19 protein-coding genes are annotated in these 22,393 nt (G+C 65.2%); 11 read left to right on the top strand and 8 right to left on the bottom strand.

Features of this window, described 5'->3' with window-relative positions; genetic code table 11:
• The first annotated feature begins 5 nt into the window (after positions 1-5).
• From HU748_RS19310 to HU748_RS19290, 5 genes are all read left to right on the top strand, one after another.
• Positions 6-680, top strand: a complete 675-nt coding sequence (locus HU748_RS19310) for a heavy metal response regulator transcription factor (RefSeq protein ID WP_151924405.1) — start codon at positions 6-8, stop codon at positions 678-680.
• Entirely contained in the window at positions 655-2,067 is a 1,413-nt protein-coding gene (locus HU748_RS19305; RefSeq protein WP_186721531.1) for a heavy metal sensor histidine kinase, read from the top strand. The genes HU748_RS19310 and HU748_RS19305 overlap by 26 nt, the downstream gene beginning before the upstream one ends.
• 129 nt (positions 2,068-2,196) lie before the next feature.
• Complete coding sequence (locus HU748_RS19300) at positions 2,197-2,421, top strand: hypothetical protein (protein ID WP_186668326.1); 225 nt, start codon at positions 2,197-2,199, stop codon at positions 2,419-2,421.
• Between the two features lie 204 nt (positions 2,422-2,625).
• Positions 2,626-3,960, top strand: coding sequence for an OprD family outer membrane porin (locus tag HU748_RS19295; protein WP_186721529.1), 1,335 nt, complete (start codon positions 2,626-2,628; stop codon positions 3,958-3,960).
• 215 nt (positions 3,961-4,175) lie between these two features.
• The gene (locus HU748_RS19290) at positions 4,176-5,681 is read left to right on the top strand and encodes a sensor domain-containing diguanylate cyclase (RefSeq protein ID WP_186721527.1); all 1,506 of its coding nucleotides are present in this window, start codon (positions 4,176-4,178) and stop codon (positions 5,679-5,681) included.
• Here the strand turns inward: HU748_RS19290 and HU748_RS19285 are convergent.
• A complete protein-coding gene (locus HU748_RS19285) occupies positions 5,678-6,154 on the bottom strand; it encodes a PA2169 family four-helix-bundle protein (RefSeq protein ID WP_186721525.1) in 477 nt (158 codons plus the stop codon). The genes HU748_RS19290 and HU748_RS19285 overlap by 4 nt on opposite strands.
• Positions 6,155-6,378: 224 nt before the next feature.
• On the opposite strand from HU748_RS19285, the gene HU748_RS19280 reads away from it, so the two are divergent.
• Positions 6,379-6,594 carry a DUF3820 family protein gene (locus HU748_RS19280; RefSeq protein WP_054892498.1) on the top strand — a complete coding sequence of 72 codons (216 nt, stop codon included), beginning with the start codon at positions 6,379-6,381 and terminating at the stop codon, positions 6,592-6,594.
• 60 nt (positions 6,595-6,654) lie between these two features.
• On the opposite strand, the gene HU748_RS19275 is transcribed toward HU748_RS19280, so the two are convergent.
• Genes HU748_RS19275 through ptsP form a run of 3 tightly spaced genes read right to left on the bottom strand, consistent with a single transcriptional unit; the run spans position 6,655 to position 12,183 of the window.
• The gene (locus tag HU748_RS19275) at positions 6,655-8,382 is read right to left on the bottom strand and encodes a PTS fructose-like transporter subunit IIB (RefSeq protein ID WP_186721523.1); all 1,728 of its coding nucleotides are present in this window, start codon (positions 8,380-8,382) and stop codon (positions 6,655-6,657) included.
• Positions 8,379-9,329 carry a 1-phosphofructokinase gene (pfkB, locus tag HU748_RS19270; RefSeq protein ID WP_186668335.1) on the bottom strand — a complete coding sequence of 317 codons (951 nt, stop codon included), beginning with the start codon at positions 9,327-9,329 and terminating at the stop codon, positions 8,379-8,381. Before pfkB ends, HU748_RS19275 begins: the two co-directional genes overlap by 4 nt.
• Position 9,330: 1 nt before the next feature.
• Positions 9,331-12,183, bottom strand: a complete 2,853-nt coding sequence (gene ptsP / locus HU748_RS19265; protein ID WP_186721521.1) for a phosphoenolpyruvate--protein phosphotransferase — start codon at positions 12,181-12,183, stop codon at positions 9,331-9,333.
• A 279-nt stretch (positions 12,184-12,462) separates the two neighbouring features.
• Between ptsP and cra the strand changes: the two genes are divergently transcribed.
• Entirely contained in the window at positions 12,463-13,455 is a 993-nt protein-coding gene (cra, locus tag HU748_RS19260) for a catabolite repressor/activator (RefSeq protein ID WP_186668339.1), read from the top strand.
• Between the two features lie 2 nt (positions 13,456-13,457).
• On the top strand, positions 13,458-14,234 hold the full coding sequence (locus HU748_RS19255) for a TatD family hydrolase (RefSeq protein ID WP_186721519.1): 777 nt from the start codon (positions 13,458-13,460) through the stop codon (positions 14,232-14,234).
• A gap of 12 nt (positions 14,235-14,246) precedes the next feature.
• On the opposite strand, the gene rimI is transcribed toward HU748_RS19255, so the two are convergent.
• Together rimI and HU748_RS19245 are read right to left on the bottom strand one after the other, a co-directional pair.
• On the bottom strand, positions 14,247-14,702 hold the full coding sequence (gene rimI, locus HU748_RS19250) for a ribosomal protein S18-alanine N-acetyltransferase (RefSeq protein WP_186668343.1): 456 nt from the start codon (positions 14,700-14,702) through the stop codon (positions 14,247-14,249).
• Complete coding sequence (locus HU748_RS19245; protein ID WP_186668345.1) at positions 14,699-15,493, bottom strand: energy transducer TonB; 795 nt, start codon at positions 15,491-15,493, stop codon at positions 14,699-14,701. Before HU748_RS19245 ends, rimI begins: the two co-directional genes overlap by 4 nt.
• A 271-nt stretch (positions 15,494-15,764) precedes the next feature.
• On the opposite strand from HU748_RS19245, the gene mksB reads away from it, so the two are divergent.
• The 3 genes from mksB to mksF are packed head-to-tail and all read left to right on the top strand — an operon-like array spanning position 15,765 to position 20,576.
• Positions 15,765-17,051, top strand: coding sequence for an Mks condensin complex protein MksB (gene mksB / locus HU748_RS19240; RefSeq protein WP_186721518.1), 1,287 nt, complete (start codon positions 15,765-15,767; stop codon positions 17,049-17,051).
• Positions 17,041-17,748, top strand: a complete 708-nt coding sequence (mksE, locus tag HU748_RS19235; RefSeq protein WP_186708123.1) for an Mks condensin complex protein MksE — start codon at positions 17,041-17,043, stop codon at positions 17,746-17,748. The genes mksB and mksE overlap by 11 nt, the downstream gene beginning before the upstream one ends.
• Complete coding sequence (gene mksF, locus HU748_RS19230; RefSeq protein ID WP_186721517.1) at positions 17,745-20,576, top strand: Mks condensin complex protein MksF; 2,832 nt, start codon at positions 17,745-17,747, stop codon at positions 20,574-20,576. The genes mksE and mksF overlap by 4 nt, the downstream gene beginning before the upstream one ends.
• A gap of 127 nt (positions 20,577-20,703) precedes the next feature.
• Here mksF and HU748_RS19225 read toward each other — a convergent pair whose 3' ends face one another.
• Both HU748_RS19225 and proB read right to left on the bottom strand, forming a co-directional pair.
• Positions 20,704-21,153, bottom strand: a complete 450-nt coding sequence (locus tag HU748_RS19225; protein WP_186668416.1) for a CreA family protein — start codon at positions 21,151-21,153, stop codon at positions 20,704-20,706.
• Between the two features lie 23 nt (positions 21,154-21,176).
• Positions 21,177-22,295, bottom strand: coding sequence for a glutamate 5-kinase (gene proB, locus HU748_RS19220; RefSeq protein WP_054892485.1), 1,119 nt, complete (start codon positions 22,293-22,295; stop codon positions 21,177-21,179).
• Between the last annotated feature and the right edge of the window lie 98 nt (positions 22,296-22,393).

The following is a 22,393-nucleotide window of genomic DNA, read 5'->3' as shown; positions in this document are numbered from 1 at the left end:
AACTCATGCGTGTGCTGATCGTCGAAGACGAAGAAAAAACCGCCGACTACCTGCATCGCGGCCTGACCGAGCAGGGCTTCACTGTCGATCTGGCCCGTGATGGCATCGATGGCCTGCACCTGGCGCTCGAGGGCGACTATGCGGTGATCGTGCTCGACGTCATGCTCCCGGGCCTGGATGGCTACGGCGTGCTGCGCGCCCTGCGTGCACGCAAGCAGACCCCGGTGATCATGCTCACCGCCCGCGAGCGCGTCGAGGACCGCATCCATGGCTTGCGCGAAGGTGCCGACGACTACCTGGGCAAGCCGTTCTCCTTCCTCGAACTGGTCGCCCGCCTGCAGGCCCTGACCCGTCGCAGCATCAGCCATGAGCCGCTGCAGATCCAGGTCGCCGACCTGTGGATCGACCTGATGGCACGCAAGGCCAGCCGCGCGGGCCAGCGTCTGGAGCTGACCGCCAAGGAGTTCTCGCTGCTCAGCGTGCTGGCCCGGCGCCAGGGCGAGATCCTGTCCAAGACCGCCATCGCCGAGCTGGTCTGGGACATCAATTTCGACAGCGACGCCAACGTTGTCGAGGTCGCGATCAAGCGCTTGCGCGCCAAGCTCGACGGGCCGTTCGACAACAAGCTGCTGCACACCATCCGAGGCATGGGCTATGTCCTGGAAAACCGTGCGGGCTAACTCCCTGGCCCTGCGCCTGTCGCTGCTGTTCACGCTAGTGGCGCTGGCGGTGTTCGTGCTGATCGGCAGCGCGTTGTACCGCCAGGTCGACCGCAGCCTCGACCTGCTGCCGGCGGCCGAGCTGGATGCGCGCTTCAGCGTGCTGGAGTCCACCCTCAACCGCTTCGGCACCCTGGAACACTGGGCGAAGATCCACAACAAACTCAACCTGCTGGCCGAAGAAGACCGGCGCATCCGCTTCTGGGTGGTCAGCGATGATCCGCGCTTCGAGTACGGCCACCCCAACGAGCAGTTGCGCCGCTTCGCCCAGGGCCCGGAAGGCATGCGCGACCTGCGCCTGGCCGACAACCCCTATCCGTTCAAGATCCTGGTCAGCCAACTGCCGGCCCTGGGTGAACGGCCGGCGGTACGCTTCATGATCGGTATCGACACACAAACCTTCTGGCAGGCCCAGCACAGCCTGCTGGTGGCCATTGTCGGCCTGGCCGTGCTCGGTGTGTTGCTGGCCTCGCTGCTCGCCTACTGGGTCGCACGCATCGGCCTGCGCCCGCTACTGGCGCTGTCGGCAGAAGCCCAGGCGCTGGCCCCGCCACGCCTGGACGGCCGCCTGCGCACCCAGGACCTGCCGCCGGAGCTGGCGCAGTTTGCCAAGGCCTTCAACGCCGCGCTCGACCGGGTCAGCCAGGCCTATTCGCGGCTCGAAGCCTTCAACGCCGACGTTGCCCACGAACTGCGCTCGCCGCTGACCAACCTGATCGGCCAGACCCAAGTGGCCCTGACCCGCGGGCGCAGCGCCGAGCACTACTTCGAAGTGCTGCAATCGAATCTGGAGGAGCTCGAGCGGTTGCGCAGCATCATCAACGACATGCTGTTCCTGGCCAGCGCCGACCAGGGCAGCAAGGCCACCGCGCTGACCCAGGCGTCACTGGCCGAGGAAGTGGCGACCACTCTGGACTACCTCGACTACATCCTCGAAGACGCGCGCGTCAGCGTCGAGGTCAGCGGCGATGCCCAGGCCCCAATCGAAAAGGCACAACTGCGCCGCGCGCTTATCAACCTGCTGAACAACGCGGTACAGCACACTGCGCCCGGGCAAGTGATCCAGGTACGGATCGATGTCGATCAGGAGCGGGTCAGCATCGCCGTGAGCAACCCCGGGCCGGCTATCGACGAGGCCCACCTGCCGTTGCTGTTCGAGCGTTTCTATCGGGTCGATGCAGCGCGCAGCAACAGCGGCGGTGGTAACCATGGGTTGGGCTTGGCGATCGTCAAGGCCATTGCGCTGATGCATGGCGGCAGCGTCTTTGTACGCAGCGAAGAGGGCGCCAATACTTTCGGCATCAACCTGCCGAGCGCTCAACTACGCGGGTTTAGGGTAAAAGTCTGAAGATCCACGCAGCAATTCTTACTTTTTGCGCAAGAGTGATTATCCTCTGCGGTACTGTTTCAAGTGCCTGTTCAGGACTAACTTAGCCCTGTCTTCACTCACACTTGCCACGCAAGAAGGTTGTTTCAAATGTCCAACAGTATGGGTATTGCCAGCGTCTTCGTCCTGTCGTCCCTGTTGTTGTCGCCCCTGGCCATGGCTGAGGAATCGCCGGCCTTCGTCGCCCGTAACGCAGAGATTGCCGCCACCCTGCAACAGTCGCAGGATGCCTATGCCGCGCAGCACCAAGGCGCCACGAAAGACGCGCAACAGACAGCTTCCAAAGTCTCGAACGATGTCAATGCCGACAGCTGATCGGCAGCCGGAACACGTCCTGCTTTCCCCCGGCTACGCCATGGGCAGTGCCTGTGTCGATATGTTAGCCTTTTAAAGCCGCTGCGCATCAGCGGCTTTTTTTATGCGCTTTATTTATCAGCCGGTTTGTAACGTCCCTCACAAGAAACTGCAATTCCGACAATTAGAAACTGCCCCACCGCTAGACCAAAGGAGCATTTACTCGTGTCCTTCGCTTTCCGTTTCACGCCACTGTTCGTTGCATTGGCCGCAACGATTCCCCACGCCGCCCAGGCGGACGACGACAAGGCTGATGGCTTCATCGAGGGTTCATCGCTGAACCTGCACTTTCGCAACGCCTACTTCAACCGCAACCAACTCAACCAGGGTGTGCGCGACAATCGCGAGTGGGGCCAGGGCGCCGTCGCCCGCTTCGAGTCGGGCTACACGCCCGGTGTGATCGGTTTCGGTGTCGATGCCCACGCCATGCTGGGCCTGAAGCTCGATGGCGGTGGCGGCCACGCTGGCACCAGCATCCTGCCGACCCACCAGAAGAACGAAGACGAACTGGGCGCCGCGCCGCATTCATTCTCCACCGCGGGCGCCGCAATCAAGCTCAAGGGCTTCGACACAGAACTGAAGGCCGGTGACCTGTTCCTCACCAACCCAGTGATCGCCGGTGGCGAGACGCGCATGCTGCCGCAGACCTTCCGTGGCGTGGCGCTGACCAACACCAGCGTCGACGGGTTGCTGCTCGAAGGCGGCCAGGTGAGCTTCACCAAGCCCTACAACCAGAGCGGCCACCGCCGCATCGACACCTCCTACTATAGCCAGCAGACCGACGACCAGCGCAGCAAGCACCTGTCGTGGGCTGGCGCCGCGTGGAACGGCACCGAGAACATCACCGCCAACCTCTACGCCGCCGAACTGAAAGACATCTGGAACCAGTACTACGCCGACTTCGACTACACCTATGTGGTCAATGACCTGGTCAGCCTCAACCCGGGCGTGCACTTCTACCACACCCAGGACACTGGCCAGTCGAAACTGGGCAAGATCGACAACAACACCTACAGCCTGCACTTCACCGTGGCGGCCGGTCATCACAGCGTCACTGCCGCCTACCAGCGGGTCAACGGCAATACGCCGTTCGACTACATCAACCTGGGCGACAGCATCTACCTCGACAACTCGCGCATGTACTCGGACTTCAACGGCCCCAACGAGCGCTCGTGGAAGCTGCAATACGACTATGACTTCGCAGGGCTCGGCATCGCCGGGCTGACCTCGTCGCTGTCGTATTCGCGCGGCAAGCTGGACCTCACCAAGGCTGATCCGAACAGCGTTGGCTATGGCCACTGGTACAGCGAGGACGGCAAGGATGCGCGCCACTGGGAACGCGACCTGGACGTGAAGTACGTGTTCCAGGAAGGCCAGTTCAAGGACCTGTCGGTGCTGCTGCGCTATGCCAGCCACCGTGGCAGCCAGGGGTACTCGGCCGTGGATAACGATAACGACGAGCTGCGTGTGATCGTCGACTATCCGCTGAACGTGTTCTGATCGGCCCTCTCTCAGCGGATGGCACCGGCGTTGCCGGTGATCGCGGGACGAGCCCGCTCCTACAGCCCTGTAGGGGCGGGCTTGTCCCGCGAAGCCCCTGATGCATTTCCGACGGACTAATCTTGTCCGACAATTGCCACTTCCCTAGAATATTGCCGCCGCTTTATAGCCCTACCCTCACGGAAAGAGGGGCCTATGCAGTAGCGAGCCTGATGTTGCACACTCGATCCCCGCGCCCCATCCTCCCCAGGCCTCACCCCGAGCTGATCCTCAACCTGGGCAGTTGCCTCGCCGTGCTCGCGATTGTAGGTATCGTCAGCTATCTGCTCGGCCGCGAACGGGACAGTGTCGAACAGTCCTCCATCCGCGCCTCGAACAACATCGTCCAGCTCATCGAAAGTGACATCCTGCGCAACGCCGAACTCTACGACCAGTCGCTCAAGGGCCTGATCTGGGCAGTCGGGCGCCGCGAGCTGCCGGAAGTCCCCGGCCCGCTGCGCCAACGCCTGCTGTTCAACCAGGCCTTCGTCGACCGCAGCCGCGGCGATGTGCTGTGGCTCGACGCCCAGGGCGACGTGGTGGGCGACTCCACCAGCATCATTCCACGCCAGGCCAACTTCGCCAGCACGAGGGTGTTCAAGGCCCACCAGGCCAATGCCAACCTCGGTCTGCTGGTCGGTCCACCGTTCAAGGCACAGCTGGGCGATCTCGATTGGTGCATCAGTTTCAGCCGGCGCATTCCCGGCCCCAATGGTGAGTTCGCAGGCCTGGCGACCGGCGCCCTGCGCCTGTCCTATTTCAGCGAACTGTTCCAGCGCCTGGATATCGGCGAGCACAGCAGCATCAACCTGCTCAACACCAGCGGCCAGTTACTCGCTCGACAACCGAGCCGGCCACAAGACCTACCGATCGGCAGCGACTTCAGCCAGTACCCTATTTTCCAGCGCATTCTCAAGGCGCGCAGCGGCAGTTTCAGCGCACACTCGAACCTGTTCGACGAGCGGCGCATGTACACGTTCGCGCGCGTGGGCGAACTGCCGCTGATCGTGCTGGTGGCGCACTCGTCTTCCGAAGTCTTCCAGGCCTGGCGGCGCACGGCGCTGATCGTCGGCCTGGCCACGGGGGTGCTGTGCCTGGGCATACTCTGGCTGACCGTGCTGCTGGGGCGCGAACTGCGTCGGCGCCACGATGCCGAGCAGGGCCTGGCCACGCTGGCAGCCACCGACAGCCTCACGGGGCTGGCAAACCGACGTCGCCTCGATCAGGTCCTGCGTCAGGAATGGGCGCGCGCGCAACGCAACCGCACGGCGCTGGCGGTACTGATGGTGGATGTGGATCACTTCAAGGCGTTCAACCAGCGTCACGGCCACGCTGGCGGCGACCATGCCCTGCGTGAGGTGGCGCGCACCATCAATCGCTGCATCCGCAGGCCGGCCGATCTGGCAGCGCGCTACGGTGGCGAAGAATTTCAGGTGGTGCTGCCGGAAACCGAACTGGCCGGTGCGTTGCTGCTGGCCGAGCGCATTCGCCTGAGTGTCGAAGCGATGCCGCGATTCGGTGCCGATGAGCGGCCAATCACGGTCAGCATTGGCATCGGCCTTTACGAACCCGGCACCCAACACGACCTTACAGAAGTGCTGGGTGCCGCGGATGAAGCCCTTTACCGGGCCAAGGCGGGGGGCCGTAACCGGGTAGAAGGACCTGTCACGCCTGTTGCTTAGGAGCGGGCGCGAGCAGTGTCACGCAGTGCTTTCACCTGGTCGTGATTGCGCTGTACGCCTTGCAGTTGGCGATCGACCAAGGTCAGCGCATTCTGCGCGCTGGGGTTATTGAGCTTAACGAGCTTTTCTCGGGCTTCCTTGTAGGCCTTCAGGGCATGGTCTTCGCCCCGCTCCACTTCGTTGAGCACCGCTTCTTCATCCTTGCCGGTTACCATCGACTTGAGGTTGACCCAGCCACGGTGAATATCACCGCTCAAGCTGGTCGAGGTTTCGGGATCGCCACCAAGATGACGTACTTCAGCCTGAAGTTCGGCAGCGGCCTGGTTACACGCCGTCGCTCGCTGGACGAAGAAGGTCTTCAGCTCAGGATTCTTGACGTCATCGGCCGACTCCTTGAAACCCTTTTCGCCGTCCTTGCTGTACTCGATCAGGTCGTTGAGCACGTCGATCACATCTTTGTTGGGGTTGCTCATGGCGTAACTCCTTGGCAGGTGATAGTCCCTATGACTGGAGCAGTCTTCATGCCAAGCCTGAACATAAAATAAAAAGCTTACAAATCAGTTACTTATTTAATAGTCGCGACGACAGTGAAACGGTGTTCTGCATGATCGCCGCTTGCGTGCTCGTGCAGATTGCAGGGTGGCTACGCACAGCAATTGCTGTATGGTCGGCGCTTTCAGCGCACCAGGTTCACCGAATGAAACCCGAATCCTTGCAACTGCTGGTCACACGGACCATGCCCTTCGGCAAATACCAGGGCCGGATCATCGCCGACCTGCCGGGCGACTACCTGGCATGGTTCGCGCGCAAGGGCTTTCCGCCCGGCGAGCTGGGCGGGTTGCTGGCGTTGATGCATGAGATCGATCACAACGGCCTGGGCGAGTTGCTGGTGCCATTGCGGCACAAGCGTTGAGATCAGTGCTGGATGCTTCGCGGGCAAGCCTGCGAAGCATCCTCCAGTGCCTCCAGCCGATCACTTGGCCGGCGCCACCACCATCTCCACCCGCTCCCCCTTCTTGATCAGCGCGTACACCACCGCCGTCACCAGGCTCCCGGCCAGGATCGCCAGCAGGTACAGCAGCGCATGATTGATCGCGTTGGGGATCAGCAACACGAACAGCCCACCGTGCGGCGCCATCAGCTTGCAGCCAAAGTACATCGACAGCGCCCCCGTCAGCGCACCGCCGGCGATGCTCGCCGGAATCACCCGCAATGGGTCCTTCGCCGCGAAGGGAATCGCGCCCTCGGAGATGAAGCAAAGCCCCAGCACCAATGCCGCCTTGCCCGCCTCGCGCTCACTCTGGGCAAACTTGCGCCGGGCCAAAAAGGTAGCGATTCCCAGGCCGATCGGCGGCACCATTCCAGCGGCCATGGTCGCCGCCATCGGCGCGTAGCTCGACGAGGCCAGCAAGCCTACCGAGAACGCATAGGCCGCCTTGTTGATCGGCCCGCCGAGGTCGACGCACATCATCCCACCCAGCAGCAATCCGAGCAGGATCGCATTGGTGGTTCCCATGCTGTCGAGAAAACGCGTCAGTCCCTCGAGCATCGCCGCCACCGGATGACCGACCACGTAGATCATCACCAACCCGGTGAACAGGCTGGCCAACAGCGGGATGATCAGGATCGGCTTGAGCGCTTCGAGGCTGGTGGGCAGACGCGCCCAGCGGCTGATGGCCTTGGCGCTGTAGCCAGCAAGAAAGCCCGCGACGATACCGCCAATGAAACCCGCCCCCAGGGTGCTGGCCAGCAGGCCACCGATCATCCCTGGGGCCAGGCCCGGGCGGTCGGCGATGGACCAGGCGATATAGCCCGCCAGCATCGGCACCATCAGCTTGAACGCCGCCTCGCCACCGATCTGCATCAAGGCCGCAGGCAAGGTGCCCGGCTCCTTGAACGCCTCGATGCCGAAGACGAACGACAGGGCGATCAGCAGCCCACCTGCCACCACCATCGGCAGCATGAACGACACGCCGGTCAACAGGTGTTTGTAGACACCGGCCTTTTCACTTTTCGCGGGCGTCTCGGCTGCGCCCTCGGCGCTTTCCAGCTTGGCGTCGGCCAGCGCCTTGTCGAGGGTCGCCCGCGCCTGCTTGAGGGCGATGCCGGTGCCGCATCGGTAGATGCGCTTGCCCGCAAAGCGTGCAGCCGGCACCTCGATGTCGGCTGCCAGCAGCACCACGTCCGCCTCGGCAATGGCGTCGGCCGTCAGCGGGTTGCGTGCGCCCACCGAGCCCTGGGTCTCGACACTGAAACCGTAGCCCAGCTCCCGGGCAGCCTGCTGCAAGGCTTCGGCCGCCATGAAGGTATGGGCCACACCGGTCGGGCAGGCGGTGACCGCCACGATACGGGGTGCAGCGCTGCGGCTTGGCACCTCGGCGCCGCTCGCTTCGAGCACCTTGACGTTGGCCGCCGCTTCATCGAGGAAACCTTCGCGATCAGCCAGCGCCTGGGCCGGGGTGCTCTGGTACACCGGCTTGCCGACGAAGCGACTCAGGTCCACCGAACCCGTGCTGACCACCAGCACCCAGTCGGCCTCGGCGATCTGCGCAGGGCTCAGGCGCCGCTCGGGGTGCTCGGCATCCCACACCTCGACACTGGTACTCCAGCCCCGGCGTTGGGCCGCGGCGGCCAGCAAGCGTGCACTCAATACACTCGACACCTGGCCATTCGGGCAGGCGGTGACGATCGCAATGTTCATCGGCGAGCCTCTTGTTGTTGTTCTGTCAGTTGCACGGCAGCCTCCAGGCGCGACAGCTGTTCGCGGTCGTCGATGCCGAAGCCCACCTGGGTCACCGCCTGGGCAGCGATGGCCGTGGCGCGGCGCAAGGTCTGCCCGGCGCTCTCGGCCTGCAGCAGGCCATGAACCATGCCCGCCACCAGCGAGTCGCCCGCGCCCACGGTACTGGCGATGCGCACCTTGGGCGGCTGGGCATGCAGTGCCAGGTCAGCGGCGAACCAGTTCACCCCGTGCTCGCCCTGGGACACCACCACGTGAGTGACGCCGCTGTCGAGCAGACGCCGGGCGGCATCGCGCTGCTCGGAAAAAGCCTGCACGGTGATGCCGAAAAGCTCGCCCAGCTCATCGGTATTGGGCTTGACCAACCAGGGTGTGCTTTGCAGACCGGCGCGCAAGGCTTCGCCGCTGGTGTCCAACGCCACCTTCAGGCCCTGTGCGGCCAACTGCCCCAGCAACTGGCAGAACCACTGCGTGCTGACGCCACGCGGCAAGCTGCCTGCCACCACCACCACGTCATGCCCGGCTGCCCGCTGTGCCAGGTACTCGAGCAGCTCGGCCTGGGCCGCGTCGTCGACCTGCGGGCCCTGGCCATTGACATCGGTGACCCGGCCATCGGCCTCGACCAGCTTGATGTTGGTGCGGGTTTCGCCCGACACGCGAACGAAACCGTCGTCGAAGCCGCGGCGGGCAATCAACGCTTCGAAAGGCTGCAGGTTGTCGCGCCCCAGAAAGCCGCTGACCGTCACCTGATGCCCAAGGTCAGCCAGCACCTGGGCAACGTTCAGGCCCTTGCCGGCGGCGTGGCTGCGCTGGTCATGGGTGCGATTGACCTCACCGGCGTGCAGGCGCTCGAGGGTTACCGTGAGGTCGATCGCAGGGTTGAGGGTCAGGGTAAGAATCTTGGCCATTTCAATAACGCTCCACCAGCGCCCGTACCGCCTCGGCGCTGTCCTGTTGCAGGGCCTCGCGCGCCAGGGCACGGGCCGTCGGGTAATCGGCCTGGCGCACCAGGGCCTTGACTTCGGCGACGCTGCGCGCCGCGACGCTCAGTTCGTCCACCGCCAGCCCCAGCAGCACCGGCACTGCCTGCGGGTCGGCCGCCAGTTCACCGCACACGCCCACCCACTTGCCTTCGGCATGGGCGGCGCGCACGGTCATGTCGATCAGTTGCAGCACCGCCGGGTGCAGACCATCGGCCTGGGCCGACAGGCTCGGATGGCCGCGGTCGATGGCCAAGGCGTACTGGGTCAGGTCGTTGGTGCCGATGCTGAAGAAGTCCACCTCCCGGGCCAGTTGCGGGGCCAGCAGCGCAGCCGACGGCACCTCGACCATGATCCCCACCTGCAGGTCATTGACCGGGATCTCCTCACGCAGCCGCTCGACCATGGCTTTGGCCGCGCGCCACTCGTGCATCTGGCCGACCATCGGGAACATGATCCGCAGTGGCCGGTCGTCGGCCGCGCGCAGCAAGGCGCGCAACTGGTCCTCCATGACCTGCGGACGCTGCAGGGTCAGGCGCACGCCACGCACGCCGAGGAAGGGGTTGTCTTCATCGGCGATCGGCCAGTAGGGCAAGGGCTTGTCACCGCCCACATCGAGGGTGCGCACCACCAACGGGCGCCCCTGCAGGCCATCGAGCACGCGGCGATACTCGGCTTCCTGGGTGGCCACATCCGGCAGTTGCGGATGAGCCATGAAGATCAGTTCGGTGCGCAACAGGCCGACGCCTTCGGCGCCAAGCTCCACCACCTTGTCGATGCCACTGCTGTCACCGATGTTGGCGAAGACTTCGACGGCATGGCCATCGCGGGTCACGGCCGGCTCATGGCGTTTGCCCCAGGCGGCCTGCAGACGCTGCTCACGCTGATCGCGTTCGGCCAACGCACGCTGCAGCTCATCGGCAGGCGGCGCAACGCTGACCTTGCCCCGTTGCCCGTCGAGCAACAGCGGCGTACCCGCCTCCACCAGCAGGATCGCCGCCCCGGCACCGACCACCGCCGGAATGCCCAAAGCGCGGGCAACGATGGCGCTGTGCGCGGTGGCCCCGCCTTGCGCGGTCACGATGCCAGCAACCCGCGCCGGGTCGAGACGCGCCACATCGGACGGCCCGACTTCAGCCATCACCAGCACATAAGGCTGTTGCGGCTCGGCCTGCTCCGCGACGCCACACAGCTGCGCCAGCACCCTTCGGCCAATGTCGCGCAGGTCGGCGGCACGTTCGGCGAGCAACGCATCGCGCAGCGCCTCCTGTTGGCTTGCGGCCGCCTCGATCACCGCCATCCACGCCGCTGCGGCGCTTTCGCCCTGGGCCAGGCGCAGGTCCACCTCATCGCCCAGTGCCGGGTCGGCGAGCATCTCCTGGTGTGTGATGAAGATCTCACCGATGGCCTTGTCGCTGCGTTGCACCAGTGTCTGCAGCTCGGCGTTGACCGCTGCCAGGGCAGCACGCAGCCTGGCACGTTCCTGGGCGCAGGATTCGCCGCGCAGCGGATAATCGATCTGGCGCTCAATCCGTACATGGGCCGGCCCGCTGGCGATGCCTGGCGCTGCACCGACGCCCTGGACCTGGCTACCGGGCAGCGGCGCTTGCAAGGTTTCGCCCACCACCTCGGCGACCGGCAGGGCATGCGCCGGCAACGGTTCGACGTCCTCGCCCAGGCCCTGTTCGATGGCCTCCAGCAACACCGGCAGGGCATCACTGGCGATCCCCGGCTCGGCGATCAGCTCCAGTTCCTGCCCACGCCGAGCCCCTAGTGACAGCAGGCGGCTCAGGCTTTTCACCGATACGCCGGGATGGCCGCTGTCGGTCAGGCGGATGCGGATCTCACCCTCGAAGCCCTTGGCCAGTTGCGCCAGCACCTTCGCCGGGCGGGCATGCAGGCCATGGGGGTTGGCCAGTATCACGCGCACGCTGGGCCAATCTGGCGGCGCCTCGCCGCCCAGCACCTGCAGCACATCGCGGCTGCTGGTGGCCTGGTAGAGGGTCTGCCCGCGCCCTTCGATCAGCACCTGACACAGGCGCTCGAGCAAGGCCTGGTGCGCAGCGCCAAGGCTGGCCAGGCAGAACAGGCCGTTCAACGGCTGGTCACGATGACGCAGGGGCTGCTGCGGCGTCACGAACGCCAGGCCAGGCTGCAGCACATCGCGCTCGCTGTGCAACCACCACAACCCCTCCCCCAACGGCAGTGGCTCGGCCTGCTGCAACAGCGCTGCGAAACCGCTGTCTACACAGCCGCCACGCTGCAGCAGGCGCGCACCGCGCCAGGCCAGTTCAGCGAAGTCTTCGGCGGGCAGGTTCAGACCGATCAGCTGTGCATCCAGCGCCAGTTCACGCGGCGCCCCCTGCAACAGCTTGAGCAGTGCATCGGCAGAGCTGGCGCGGCGCAGCGCCTCGGCCAGGTCGGTTTCACCGAGGGCACGCGTCAGCAGTTGCAGCAGGCGCAGGTGTTCGTCAGAGCGCGCGGCGATGCCGATCGCCAGGTAGACGATTTGCCCATCGCCCCAGTCCACCCCCTCGGGAAACTGCAACAGGCGAACACCGGTGGCGTACACCAGGTCGCGGGTCTGCGGGGTACCGTGGGGAATGGCGATGCCTTGGCCAAGGAACGTGGAGCCCTGCGCCTCGCGAGCCTCAAGGCCCTGGAGGTAACCCTCGGCGACCAGGCCATCGCTGACCAGCCGATCGGCCAGCAGGCGCAGTGCCGCTGCTTTATCGCTGGCAACCTGCCCCATGGCTATCTGCTCTCTCGCGAGCTCGAGCATGACCTTCTCCTTTTGCAGTACCCGTCGCTCGGGACTGAGGTTATTGTTGTGGGATTCAACGCGTTTTTTCACCCGCGGGCTCAGGGGCAGTTCCCGTTCAATCGGATGCTGAAACGTTTAATCTGACCAGGCGGCCACGTTACTCGATAATCTGCGTAGGAAAAAGCCCCAGTTTGTCGGAACAATTGCGACAATGGTCGCCTGCACTTGGACACAATTCTGAGTAAGACTAACCGATCAGGCGCCCCAGGCTGCCCCGGTAATAACAAGGAAAATGCGGTGAAACTCAGCGATATCGCACGTCTGGCCGGTGTTTCCGTGACCACTGCCAGCTACGTCATCAACGGCAAGGCCGAACAGCAGCGCATCAGCAGCGCCACCGTCGAGCGGGTGCGCGCCGTGGTCGATGCCCACGACTTCACGCCCAACCCCCAGGCTGCCGGCCTGCGCAGTCGGCACACACGCACCCTCGGCTTCATCCTCCCGGACCTGGAAAACCCCAGCTACGCACGCATCGCCAAGCAGCTCGAACAGGGCGCGCGAGCCCGTGGCTACCAGTTGCTGATCGCCAGCAGTGATGACCAGCCCGAAAGCGAACGCCAGCTGCAGCAGTTGTTCCGCGCTCGCCGCTGCGATGCGTTGTTCGTCGCCAGTTGCCTGCCGCCGGAAGATGACAGTTATCGCGAAATGCAGAGCAAGGGCCTGCCAGTGATTGCCATCGACCGCCGCCTCGACCCCGCGCACTTCTGCTCGGTGATCAGCGACGACCGCGATGCCAGCCGCCAACTCACCGAAAGCCTGCTGGGCAGCAAGCCTCGCAGCATCGCCTTGATCGGTGCGCGTCCGGAGCTGTCGGTCAGCCAGGCCCGCGCCGGGGGGTTCGACGAGGCCCTGCAAGGTTTTGATGGCGAAGTTCGCCGCTACGAAGGCGACGCCTTCAGCCGCGCCTGTGGCCAGCGCCTGATGGAAACGCTGATCGACGAGCTCGGCGACCTGCCCGATGCCCTGGTGACGACCTCCTACGTATTGCTGCAAGGCGTGTTCGACGCCCTGCAAGCCCGTGCCAGCGGGCCACGTGGGCTGCAACTGGGCACCTTCGGCGACAACCAGTTGCTCGACTTCCTGCCGCTGCCGGTCAACGCCATGGCCCAGCAGCACGGTCAGATCGCCGCCACCGCACTGGAGCTGGCCCTGGCCGCCATCGAGCAGAAGACCTACGCCCCAGGCGTACATGCCGTGGCGCGAACCTTCAAGCAGCGCATTTCGGCCTGAACATGCGCCTGATCGACACCCATACCCACCTGGACTTCCCCGACTTCGACGCCGACCGCGAGCGCCTGCTGGCCAACGCAGCGGCGCTGGGGGTCGAGCGCATGGTGGTACTGGGGGTGGATCAGGGCAACTGGCAGCGGGTCTGGGACCTGGCTTGCAGCGATGCACGCCTGCCAGCCGCCCTCGGCCTGCACCCGGTGTACCTCGAGCAGCACCGGCCCGAACACCTGGCGCAACTGCGCGCGTGGCTAGAACGCCTGCACGGCGATCCACGCCTGTGTGCGGTCGGCGAGTTCGGCCTGGACTATTACCTGCCCGAGCTCGACAAGGACCGCCAGCAGGCCTTGTTCGAAGCGCAATTGCAGATGGCCTGCGACTTCGAATTGCCTGCGCTGCTGCACGTACGCCGCAGCCACGCCCAGGTGATCGCCACGCTCAAGCGCTACAAGCCCGCACGCGCCGGCATCATCCACGCCTTCGCCGGCAGCTACGAAGAAGCCCGCGAATACATCAAGCTCGGCTTCAAGCTGGGCCTGGGTGGCGCCGCCACCTGGCCGCAGGCCTTGCGCCTGCGCAAGACCTTGCCGCGCTTGCCGCTGGAGAGCGTGGTACTGGAGACCGACGCGCCAGACATGCCGCCGGTGATGCACCCCGGCGCGCGCAACAGCCCCGAGCATCTGCCCGATATTGCCCGAGCGCTGGCCGAGGTCATGGGGGTGGAGTGCGTGGCGCTGGCCGAGGCCAGTACGCGCAACGCCTGTGAGCTGTTCGGCTGGTAGCCGCGCAGGCGGTTACTCTTCGAACAGGGTGCAGGCCATCACCAGGGCGTCTTCACGCCCGCCAGCGACCGGGTAGTAATCGCGACGCCGACCGATCTCGTTGAATCCGTAGCGCTCGTACAAACGATAGGCCGACTGGTTGCTGGCACGCACCTCCAGGAAACACTCGCGCCCATTGAGCTGGTAGGCACGCGCCATCAGGTGTTCGAGCAGCCGCAAGCCCAGGCCGCGCCCCTGGTTCTCCGGCTTGACCGTGATGTTGAGCAGGTGCGCTTCGTCGATGATCACGTTGATCACGCCATGCCCTACCTGCTGCTGGCCGTCGAACATCAGCCACACTTCGTAGGACTTGAGCGCATCCTGGAAGATCCCGCGGGTCCAGGGGTGGCTGAAGGCGGCATATTCGATCTTCAGCACGTTATCCAGATCCGCCTCGGTCATCGGGCGGAAACTGATCGAGTCACTCATTCAACGCTCTTCCAGCGCGCCATCAGCTGGCGCATCGCTTTCCAGACGTCCGCCTTGCGTTGCGGTTCGTCCATCAACAGTTCAAGACCCGGCAATGCCCAGACATCGCCCAGGCCGTCGATCTTCAGTGATTGGTAGTAGGCCTGGGCATCGGCGTCGCCGGCAAAACGCACCGCTGGCAGGCCGATCAGCCAAAGGCAGGTGCAGGGGGCCTCTTCGAGGCGGGCCTGGATGAAGCCCTGGACGAAATCACGCGCAGCCTCCGGCCCCTGCTCCATGTTGCCGCGTACGAACAGCGGCCAGCGCACCGGCTCGCCGATGATCTGCGGCGCGTCCGGCAGGCCCGCAGCGCGCAGCATGTCCTTGAGCAACAGGTAAGAAGGGTCGCGGCTCTGGAACGGCTGACCGGTGGCAAGCTCCACCAGCAACAGGCACGTGCCGGCGCGCAGCAGTTGCAGGGCGAAACGCGGCGGCGGCACCGGGGACGGACGGGCAGCCTTGGGCGCCTCCTCTTCGCGCTCGACCGGCTTGGCAGCAGGCTTGGGCGTGCTGCCGGGGCGCGGGATCTCGATTTTCGGTCGCTCGCCGGAGCGGGCATGGACCGACGCGGCTTCGCCCTGCGCAGGCGCCTGGCGCACCGGCTGCACCTCGACATCCAGCTCCTCGACCGGCGCCACCGGCAACAGCAGCTCGGGGCGCGAAGGCGCGGCGAACGGCAGTTCGGCACGCGGCAGCCAGTGCACCACTTGCATGGCGGAAAGGTAGGCGCGGCGGCGGGGTTCGGTCAGCAAGGCTCGGGTATCCGGGGGGTTTGGTTCAGTCGGGCATTCTAACGCTGTTGGCGGCGGCGTGCCGCAACAGGCTGGCGGAAAAATTTATTGCTTGTGTCGGCCTCTTCGCGGGCAAGCCCGCTCCCACGGGGCCAGGCGCTGTATCTGTGGGAGCGGGCTTGCCCGCGAAGAGGCTGGCACAGATCAACGCAAATCCCGGACCAAGGGGTGAAATCCTCCCCCCCGTATGCAGTACAATCGCCCCTTTTATTTGGCAAGAGTCGACCCGCCAATGATCGAACCCAAGCGCGTCCTGCGCGCCCTAGCCGAACACTGGGCCCTGATCGAGCCGCTGTGCGAGCGCTTCGACCAGGGCACCCTGAGCCTGGTCGAGCTGCGTCAGCAACTGGCCCGCCAGCAGGTGGAGAGCACGCCGCAGGACATCACCCAGCTGCTCGACGTGTGGATTCGCCTGGACATCCTGGTCCCGGTTGCCAAGAGCCCGAACCGCTTCGAGCTCAACGCGCAGATCCACGACTTCCTCGCCTACCTGCGCCGCGAGCACCGCCTTGGCCTGTGCCTGGAGATCGAAGCCTACCTGCGCCACCTCGAGCGCCTGGCCGGACACATCCAGGACGCCTTCGACAACCGCGACAGCGACGACCTGGCCCGCCAGTTGCGCCTGCTCGACATGCGCGTGCGCGATGTCCTGAAGAAGCTCGACAACGACGAACAGGCGCTGGTCGCCGTGGCCGAACGGGCCAAGACCAGCAACCGCCAGATCCCCCTGCGCCAGCGCTACGCCGAGGTCCTGGCGACCTGGGACGAATACGTCGAACCGATGATCCAGCTGGTCAACGCCGACGGTGCCTTCGAACAGGGCGTACGCAAGGTCGAGACCGTGCTGCTGCGCCTGTTAGGCGAGCAAGCACGCCTGGGCCACCTGGTCGACGACGACATGCTGCTGCGCACCCACGCGCGTATCCTCGAGATGCAGACCAGCGCCCAGCTCACCCTGCGCCACGCCCGCGAGCTGCTGCTGCCGCTGCGTGAGGAAGCACGCCGACACAACGCCGTCACCCGCGGCGCGGCACTGGCCCTGTCGGTGATCCGCAAGAAGGGCATCGACGCCGTGCCGCAAGCGGCCATGCCGATGTTCACCCGGCCGCAGAGCACCTTCCTGGGCAGCGCCAGCCAGGTCGAGGCCTATGTCTACGCCCTGGCCCGCTTCGAGCCCAAACCTGCGCGCTTCCCCAAGGCGCACAAGACCCACAAGGGCCCGCTGCCGCGCGCGCCGCGTACGGTCAAGGAAATGCTCGAACGCTGCGAGGACGCCCTGCCACTGCCCGACCTGATGGTCTGGCTGCTGGAGCAGGAACCCGAAGGTGCCACCGACGAGTTGCTGTACTGGTTCTCGCGCCTTTCTCGCGAAAAGCGCTTCAACCGCGAGCGCCTGCAGCGCCAGGACTACACCACCCGCGAACACCTGGTCAGCCTGCGTTCCTTCGCCCTGACATCCAGCCGCGAACAACAACCGGCAGCCACCGAATCCACCGCGAGCCCAGCCAATGCATCTTGATCTTTCCGAACTGTCCCAGCTCGCGCCGATCTTCCGCGAGCTGTTCAAGGGTTTCCACGTCAGCCGCCGCGACCCGGAACTGTACGCGCAACTGTCGAACTTCCAGGACCAGTACCGCACCCTGTTCAAGGCGCTCGGTTTCGAGCTGGTCTGCGACACCCGCGGCTTCTACTACTTCGTCCCCGAACAGGCCGCCGCGCAGGTCAACAAGACCGCCCAGCGCCTGTCGCTGTTCACCTTCATCCTGGTCGAACACCTGGCCGACCAGGGCCGCGACCCGATGGCCGTGCTCGACGGCGGCAGCATCGGCCGCGACGAGTTGCCCTCGCTGCTGGAAAAATACCGCGACCTGTTCCTGCAAGCCGAAGTGCAGACGGTCGAGGAGCTCGAAGAGAAGATCCTGCGCCGCATGACCCAGCTGGGCTTCGCCCATGAAGAAGGCGGCATCTACCGCTTCCTGCCCCCGATGCACCGCTTCCTCGATGTGTGCCTGTCGGTCCAGCAGGACCGCGACCTGGCCGCCACCCTGCACAGCGACCTGCCGCTGCCGGTCCCGGTGCTGGTCGAGGAAGAAACCCCGGAACAACTCAACCGCACCGACGATCCGCTCGACCTCACCCCCTTCGAGGGCGACGAGAGCGAAGAAGACGCCCTGGCCCGGGCCATCCGCGAAGAGCAACAGGAGATTGACGCATGAGCCAGGAACGCTACGGCATTCGCCGCTTCGCACTGCTCAACACCGCCGGCTACAGCCTCGGCCTGTTCCCGCTGGAACACCCGCTGTCGGTCTATGGCGCGAACAACCTGGGTAAATCGGCGTCGATCAACGCCCTGCAATTCCCGATCCTGGCGCGCATGTCGGACATGAGCTTCGGCAAGTACAGCCTGGAGCAGTCGCGGCGCTTCTACTTCGCCAGCGACACCAGCTACATCCTCTGCGAACTGAACCTGCCCCACGGCCCGCACGTGATCGGCGTGGTCGGTCGCGGCCCCGGCGGCGGCTTCGGCCACCAGTTCTTCGCCTATCAGGGCGAGCTGGACCTGGCCCACTACCAGAAAGACGACACCTGCCTGCGCCAGAAGGAGCTGTTCACCAACCTCGAGCGCAACGGCCTCAAGGCCTACGAACTCAAGCCGGACGAACTGCGCCGGCTGCTGGTCGGCGGCCACACCTCGGTGCCGCTGGACCTCACCCTGATCCCGCTGCGCTCGACCAGCGAGCAGAGCCTGAAGACCTTCCGCGCGTTGTTCATCAACCTGCTGCACATGCGCGAGATCACTGCCGCCAAGCTCAAGCAGCTGTTCCTGGATGCCTTCGAGCACAGCCTGCGCTCGGGCAGCGTCGACTACATTGCGGCTTGTGAAGAAGCCTTCCGCGATGTGCGCCGCATGGAACAGGACTACAACGCCCTGGTCGCCGCCGGCCCGCTGGTCGAGGCACTTGCCGGCGGCGTGGCCCAGCGCGACATCCTGCGTGGCAAGCTGCACCGTCTCTCCCCCCTGCTCGACAGCCTGCTCGGCACCTGGCAGGACTACGCCGTAGCGCGCAAGGAAGAGCTGGTGATCCAGGCCGAGCACTACCGCGCCGAGCAGGATGGCCTGCAGAACGACCAGCGTGGCGGCACCCAGGAGCTGATGCGCCTGGAGCGCGAAATCACCGGCATCCAGCGCTGGCTCGGCGAGCTGTCGGTGCTCAAGCACCGCTTCGCACTGGTCGATGACGTCAAGGTACTGGAGCAGCAACTGCTCGCCGCCAAGGACGCCCACGACGAACTGGCCGGCGCCCTGGCGCAGTCGCGTCAGTTCTCTGCCGAAGACCTCGACGAGCGCGTGCGCGACCTGGAAAAACGCGTCAAGGCGGTCAAGCAACAGCTCGAGCACGCCGACAACAACAGCTACGCACGCCTGCGCGAGGAGTTCTCGCAGCAGGATGTCGATCGCCTGATGCGCCTGTTCAATGGCGCGCTGTTCAGCCTGCCGCTGGGCGATCGGGGCATCGAGCTGGACGACAGCGACCTGTGGGTCAAGACGCTTGAAGGCGTGCTCGACAGCTTCAAGGGCGAGCGCTTCGAAGTGCCGGGCCTGTCCATCGAACTGTCGCACATCGAGCCGCCCGCACTGCAGGCCCTGGCCGACCGTGCGGCCCTGCGCGACCAGAAAGAGCGCCTGGAAAAGGAGCTCAAGCAGCTCAAGACCCAGCAGGCCGTAGCCCTGGACCGCGCCGCGAGCAAAGCCCAGACCGAGGCGCTGTACCAGCAGGTGCTGGATGCGCAGAAGGCCCTCGAAGACTTCCGCCGCACCGAGACCCTGAGCGCCGAAGAGCCCGAGAAGATGGAGCAACTGGCGCAGTTCGAAGCTGCCCAGGACGAGCTCAAGCGCTCCAGTGACGCCTTCACCGAGCGCGTCCAGCAGTTGTCGGCCAAGCTGCAACTGGTTGGCCGCCAGATCGCCGACATGGAAGCCAAGCAGCGCACCCTGGACGACGCCCTGCGCCGCCGCCAGCTGCTGCCGGCCGACCTGCCGTTCGGCACGCCGTTCATGGAGCCGGTCGATGACTCGATGGACAACCTGCTGCCGCTGCTCAACGACTACCAGGACAGCTGGCAGGCGCTGCAGCGCGTCGATAACCAGATCGAGGCGCTGTACGCCCAGGTGCGCCTGAAAGGCGTGGCCAAGTTCGACAGCGAAGACGACATGGAACGTCGCCTGATGCTGCTGATCAACGCCTACTCGCACCGCACCGAGGAAGCCCTCACCCTGGCCAAGGCGCGCCGCGCGGCGGTCACCGACATCGCCCGGACCCTGCGCAACATCCGCAGTGACTACGACAGCCTTGAGCACCAGCTGGCGCTGTTCAACCGCGAGATCAACAAGCGCCAGGTGTCCAACCTGGAGAGCTTCCGCGTGGTGCTGGCGCCGAACAAGGAAGCGCTCAAGCACATCGACCAGATCATCCACAGTGCCGGCCAGTACGAGGAAGGCGAAACGCTGTCGGTGTTCGATCTCACGCAGAGCGCCGAGCAGGATCACAAGAACGAAGAGGCCAAGGAGTACCTGGCGCGGCTGGTAGCGGCCAACCACAACCAGCTGGGCCTGAAAGACCTGTTCGAGCTGGCCTTCGAGATCACCAAGATCAACAGCCAGCCGGTGATCCACGCCGACATCGACGGCGCCGCGTCCAACGGCACCACCATGACCATCAAGGCGCTGACCAACATGTACCTGTTGCTGCACCTGATGGACCGCGACCTGGCCGGGCGCATTCGCCTGCCCTACTACCTCGACGAAGCGGCGGACATCGACGAACGCAACCAGGCGGCATTGCTGGAGACCAGCCAGCAGCTGGGCTTCGTGCCGATTCTGGCGAGCGTGAAGCCGCAGGTGTCGGCGCGCGTGGCGATCGACCTGGAAGGCGGCAGTGGGCCGAACGGGATCTACATCGACGAGGCGGACTGGAAGTACATCAGTCGGCGGGATGAAGTGAAGGCAATCGTGCGTGAGGATCAGGCCGAAGAGCTGGCCTGAGGCAACCGCGGCCCATTCCTGTAGGAGCGGGCTTGCCCCGCGATAGGGCCCGACTTGGCAACCTCGCCGCCAGGTCGGGCCCTATCGCGGGGCAAGCCCGCTCCCACAGGGGGAGGAGCTGCGTCGTTTATTGGGCATGCGCCCAAGGCAGAATCGGAATCGCCGTCACCGCATTCTGCGGGCTACCTTCGACTATCCGGTCGCTGTACACCAGGTACACCAGCGTGTTGCGCTTCTTGTCGAGAAAACGCACCACCTGCATGGTCTTGAACACCAGCGAGGTGCGTTCCTTGAACACCTCCTCGCCATCCTTGAGCTCACCCTTGAAGTTGATCGGCCCGACCTGACGGCAAGCGATCGATGCCTCCGCGCGGTCTTCCGCCAACCCCAGCCCACCCTTAACGCCGCCGGTCTTGGCCCGCGACAGGTAGCAGGTCACGCCCTCGACCTTGGGGTCGTCGAACGCTTCGACCACGATGCGATCGTTGGGCCCAAGGAACTTGAACACGGTGGACACCTGGCCGATTTCCTCGGCACCGGCCAGCATCGGCAGCATCAACGCTGCCACGGCAAACATCCTTTTCAGCACGGGCGTCTCCTTCAGACCAGAACCAGGTTGTCGCGGTGCACCAGCTCAGGCTCGGCGCTGTAGCCCAGCAGGCTTTCGATGGCGTCCGACGGCTGGCCGATGATCTTCTGCGCCTCCAGGGCGCTGTAGTTGGCCAGGCCACGGGCCACTTCCAGGCCATCGGGGCCGACGCAGACCACCATCTCGCCACGGCGGAAGCTGCCCTGCACAGTCTTCACGCCGACCGGCAACAGGCTCTTGTTCGATTCGCGCAGGGCCTTCACAGCGCCGGCATCGAGCACCAGGGTGCCGCGGGTCTGCAGGTGGCCAGCCAGCCACTGCTTGCGCGCAGCGAGCATGCCGCGCTCAGGCGACAGCAAGGTGCCCAGGCGTTCGCCAGCCTTCAGGCGGTCCAGCACGCGTTCGATACGGCCACCGATGATGATGGTGTGGGCACCGGAGCGCGCGGCCAGGCGCGCAGCACGCAGCTTGGTCTGCATGCCACCGCGCCCCAGGGCGCCACCGGTGCCGCCCGCCACGGCGTCGAGCGACGGATCGTCGGCGCGGGCTTCGTAGATCAGTTGGGCTTCGGGGTTGTTGCGCGGGTCGGCGTCGAACATGCCGTCGCGGTCGGTAAGGATCACCAGCAGGTCGGCCTCGACCAGGTTGGCCACCAGCGCGGCGAGGGTGTCGTTGTCGCCGAAGCGGATCTCGTCGGTGACCACGGTGTCGTTCTCGTTGATCACCGGCACCACGCCCAGGTCGACCAGGGTACGCAGGGTGCTGCGGGCATTGAGGTAACGCTTGCGGTCGGAAAGGTCGTCGTGGGTCAGGAGGATCTGCGCGGTGTGCTTGCCGTGCTCGCCGAAGCTCGACTCCCAGGCCTGCACCAAGCGCATCTGGCCGAGCGAAGCGGCCGCCTGCAGCTCGTTCATCGCACTCGGTCGCGTGGTCCAGCCCAGCTGGCTCATGCCTGCGGCCACGGCCCCTGAGGAGACCAGTACCAGTTCCACGCCCGCTTCACGCAGTGCGACCATCTGCTCGACCCAGACTGCCATCGCACCACGGTCGAGGCCCTTGCCATCGGCGGTCAGCAGCGCACTGCCGATCTTCACGACCCAGCGCTTGGCGCCCGTCACCTTGCTTCGCATCTTCTCTTCCAACCTATGTCGAATCTGTAGATACCAAAACGCCGCTCATTTGAGCGGCGTACCGTGAGAGGGGGTTGAGGCCATCGCGGGACAAGCCC

This window comes from Pseudomonas sp. RW3S2 (assembly GCF_014268955.1).
Taxonomy (GTDB): domain Bacteria; phylum Pseudomonadota; class Gammaproteobacteria; order Pseudomonadales; family Pseudomonadaceae; genus Aquipseudomonas; species Aquipseudomonas wayambapalatensis.
Note: the sequence above shows the minus strand (reverse complement) of the source record. Positions and strands in the feature narration are given on the sequence as shown.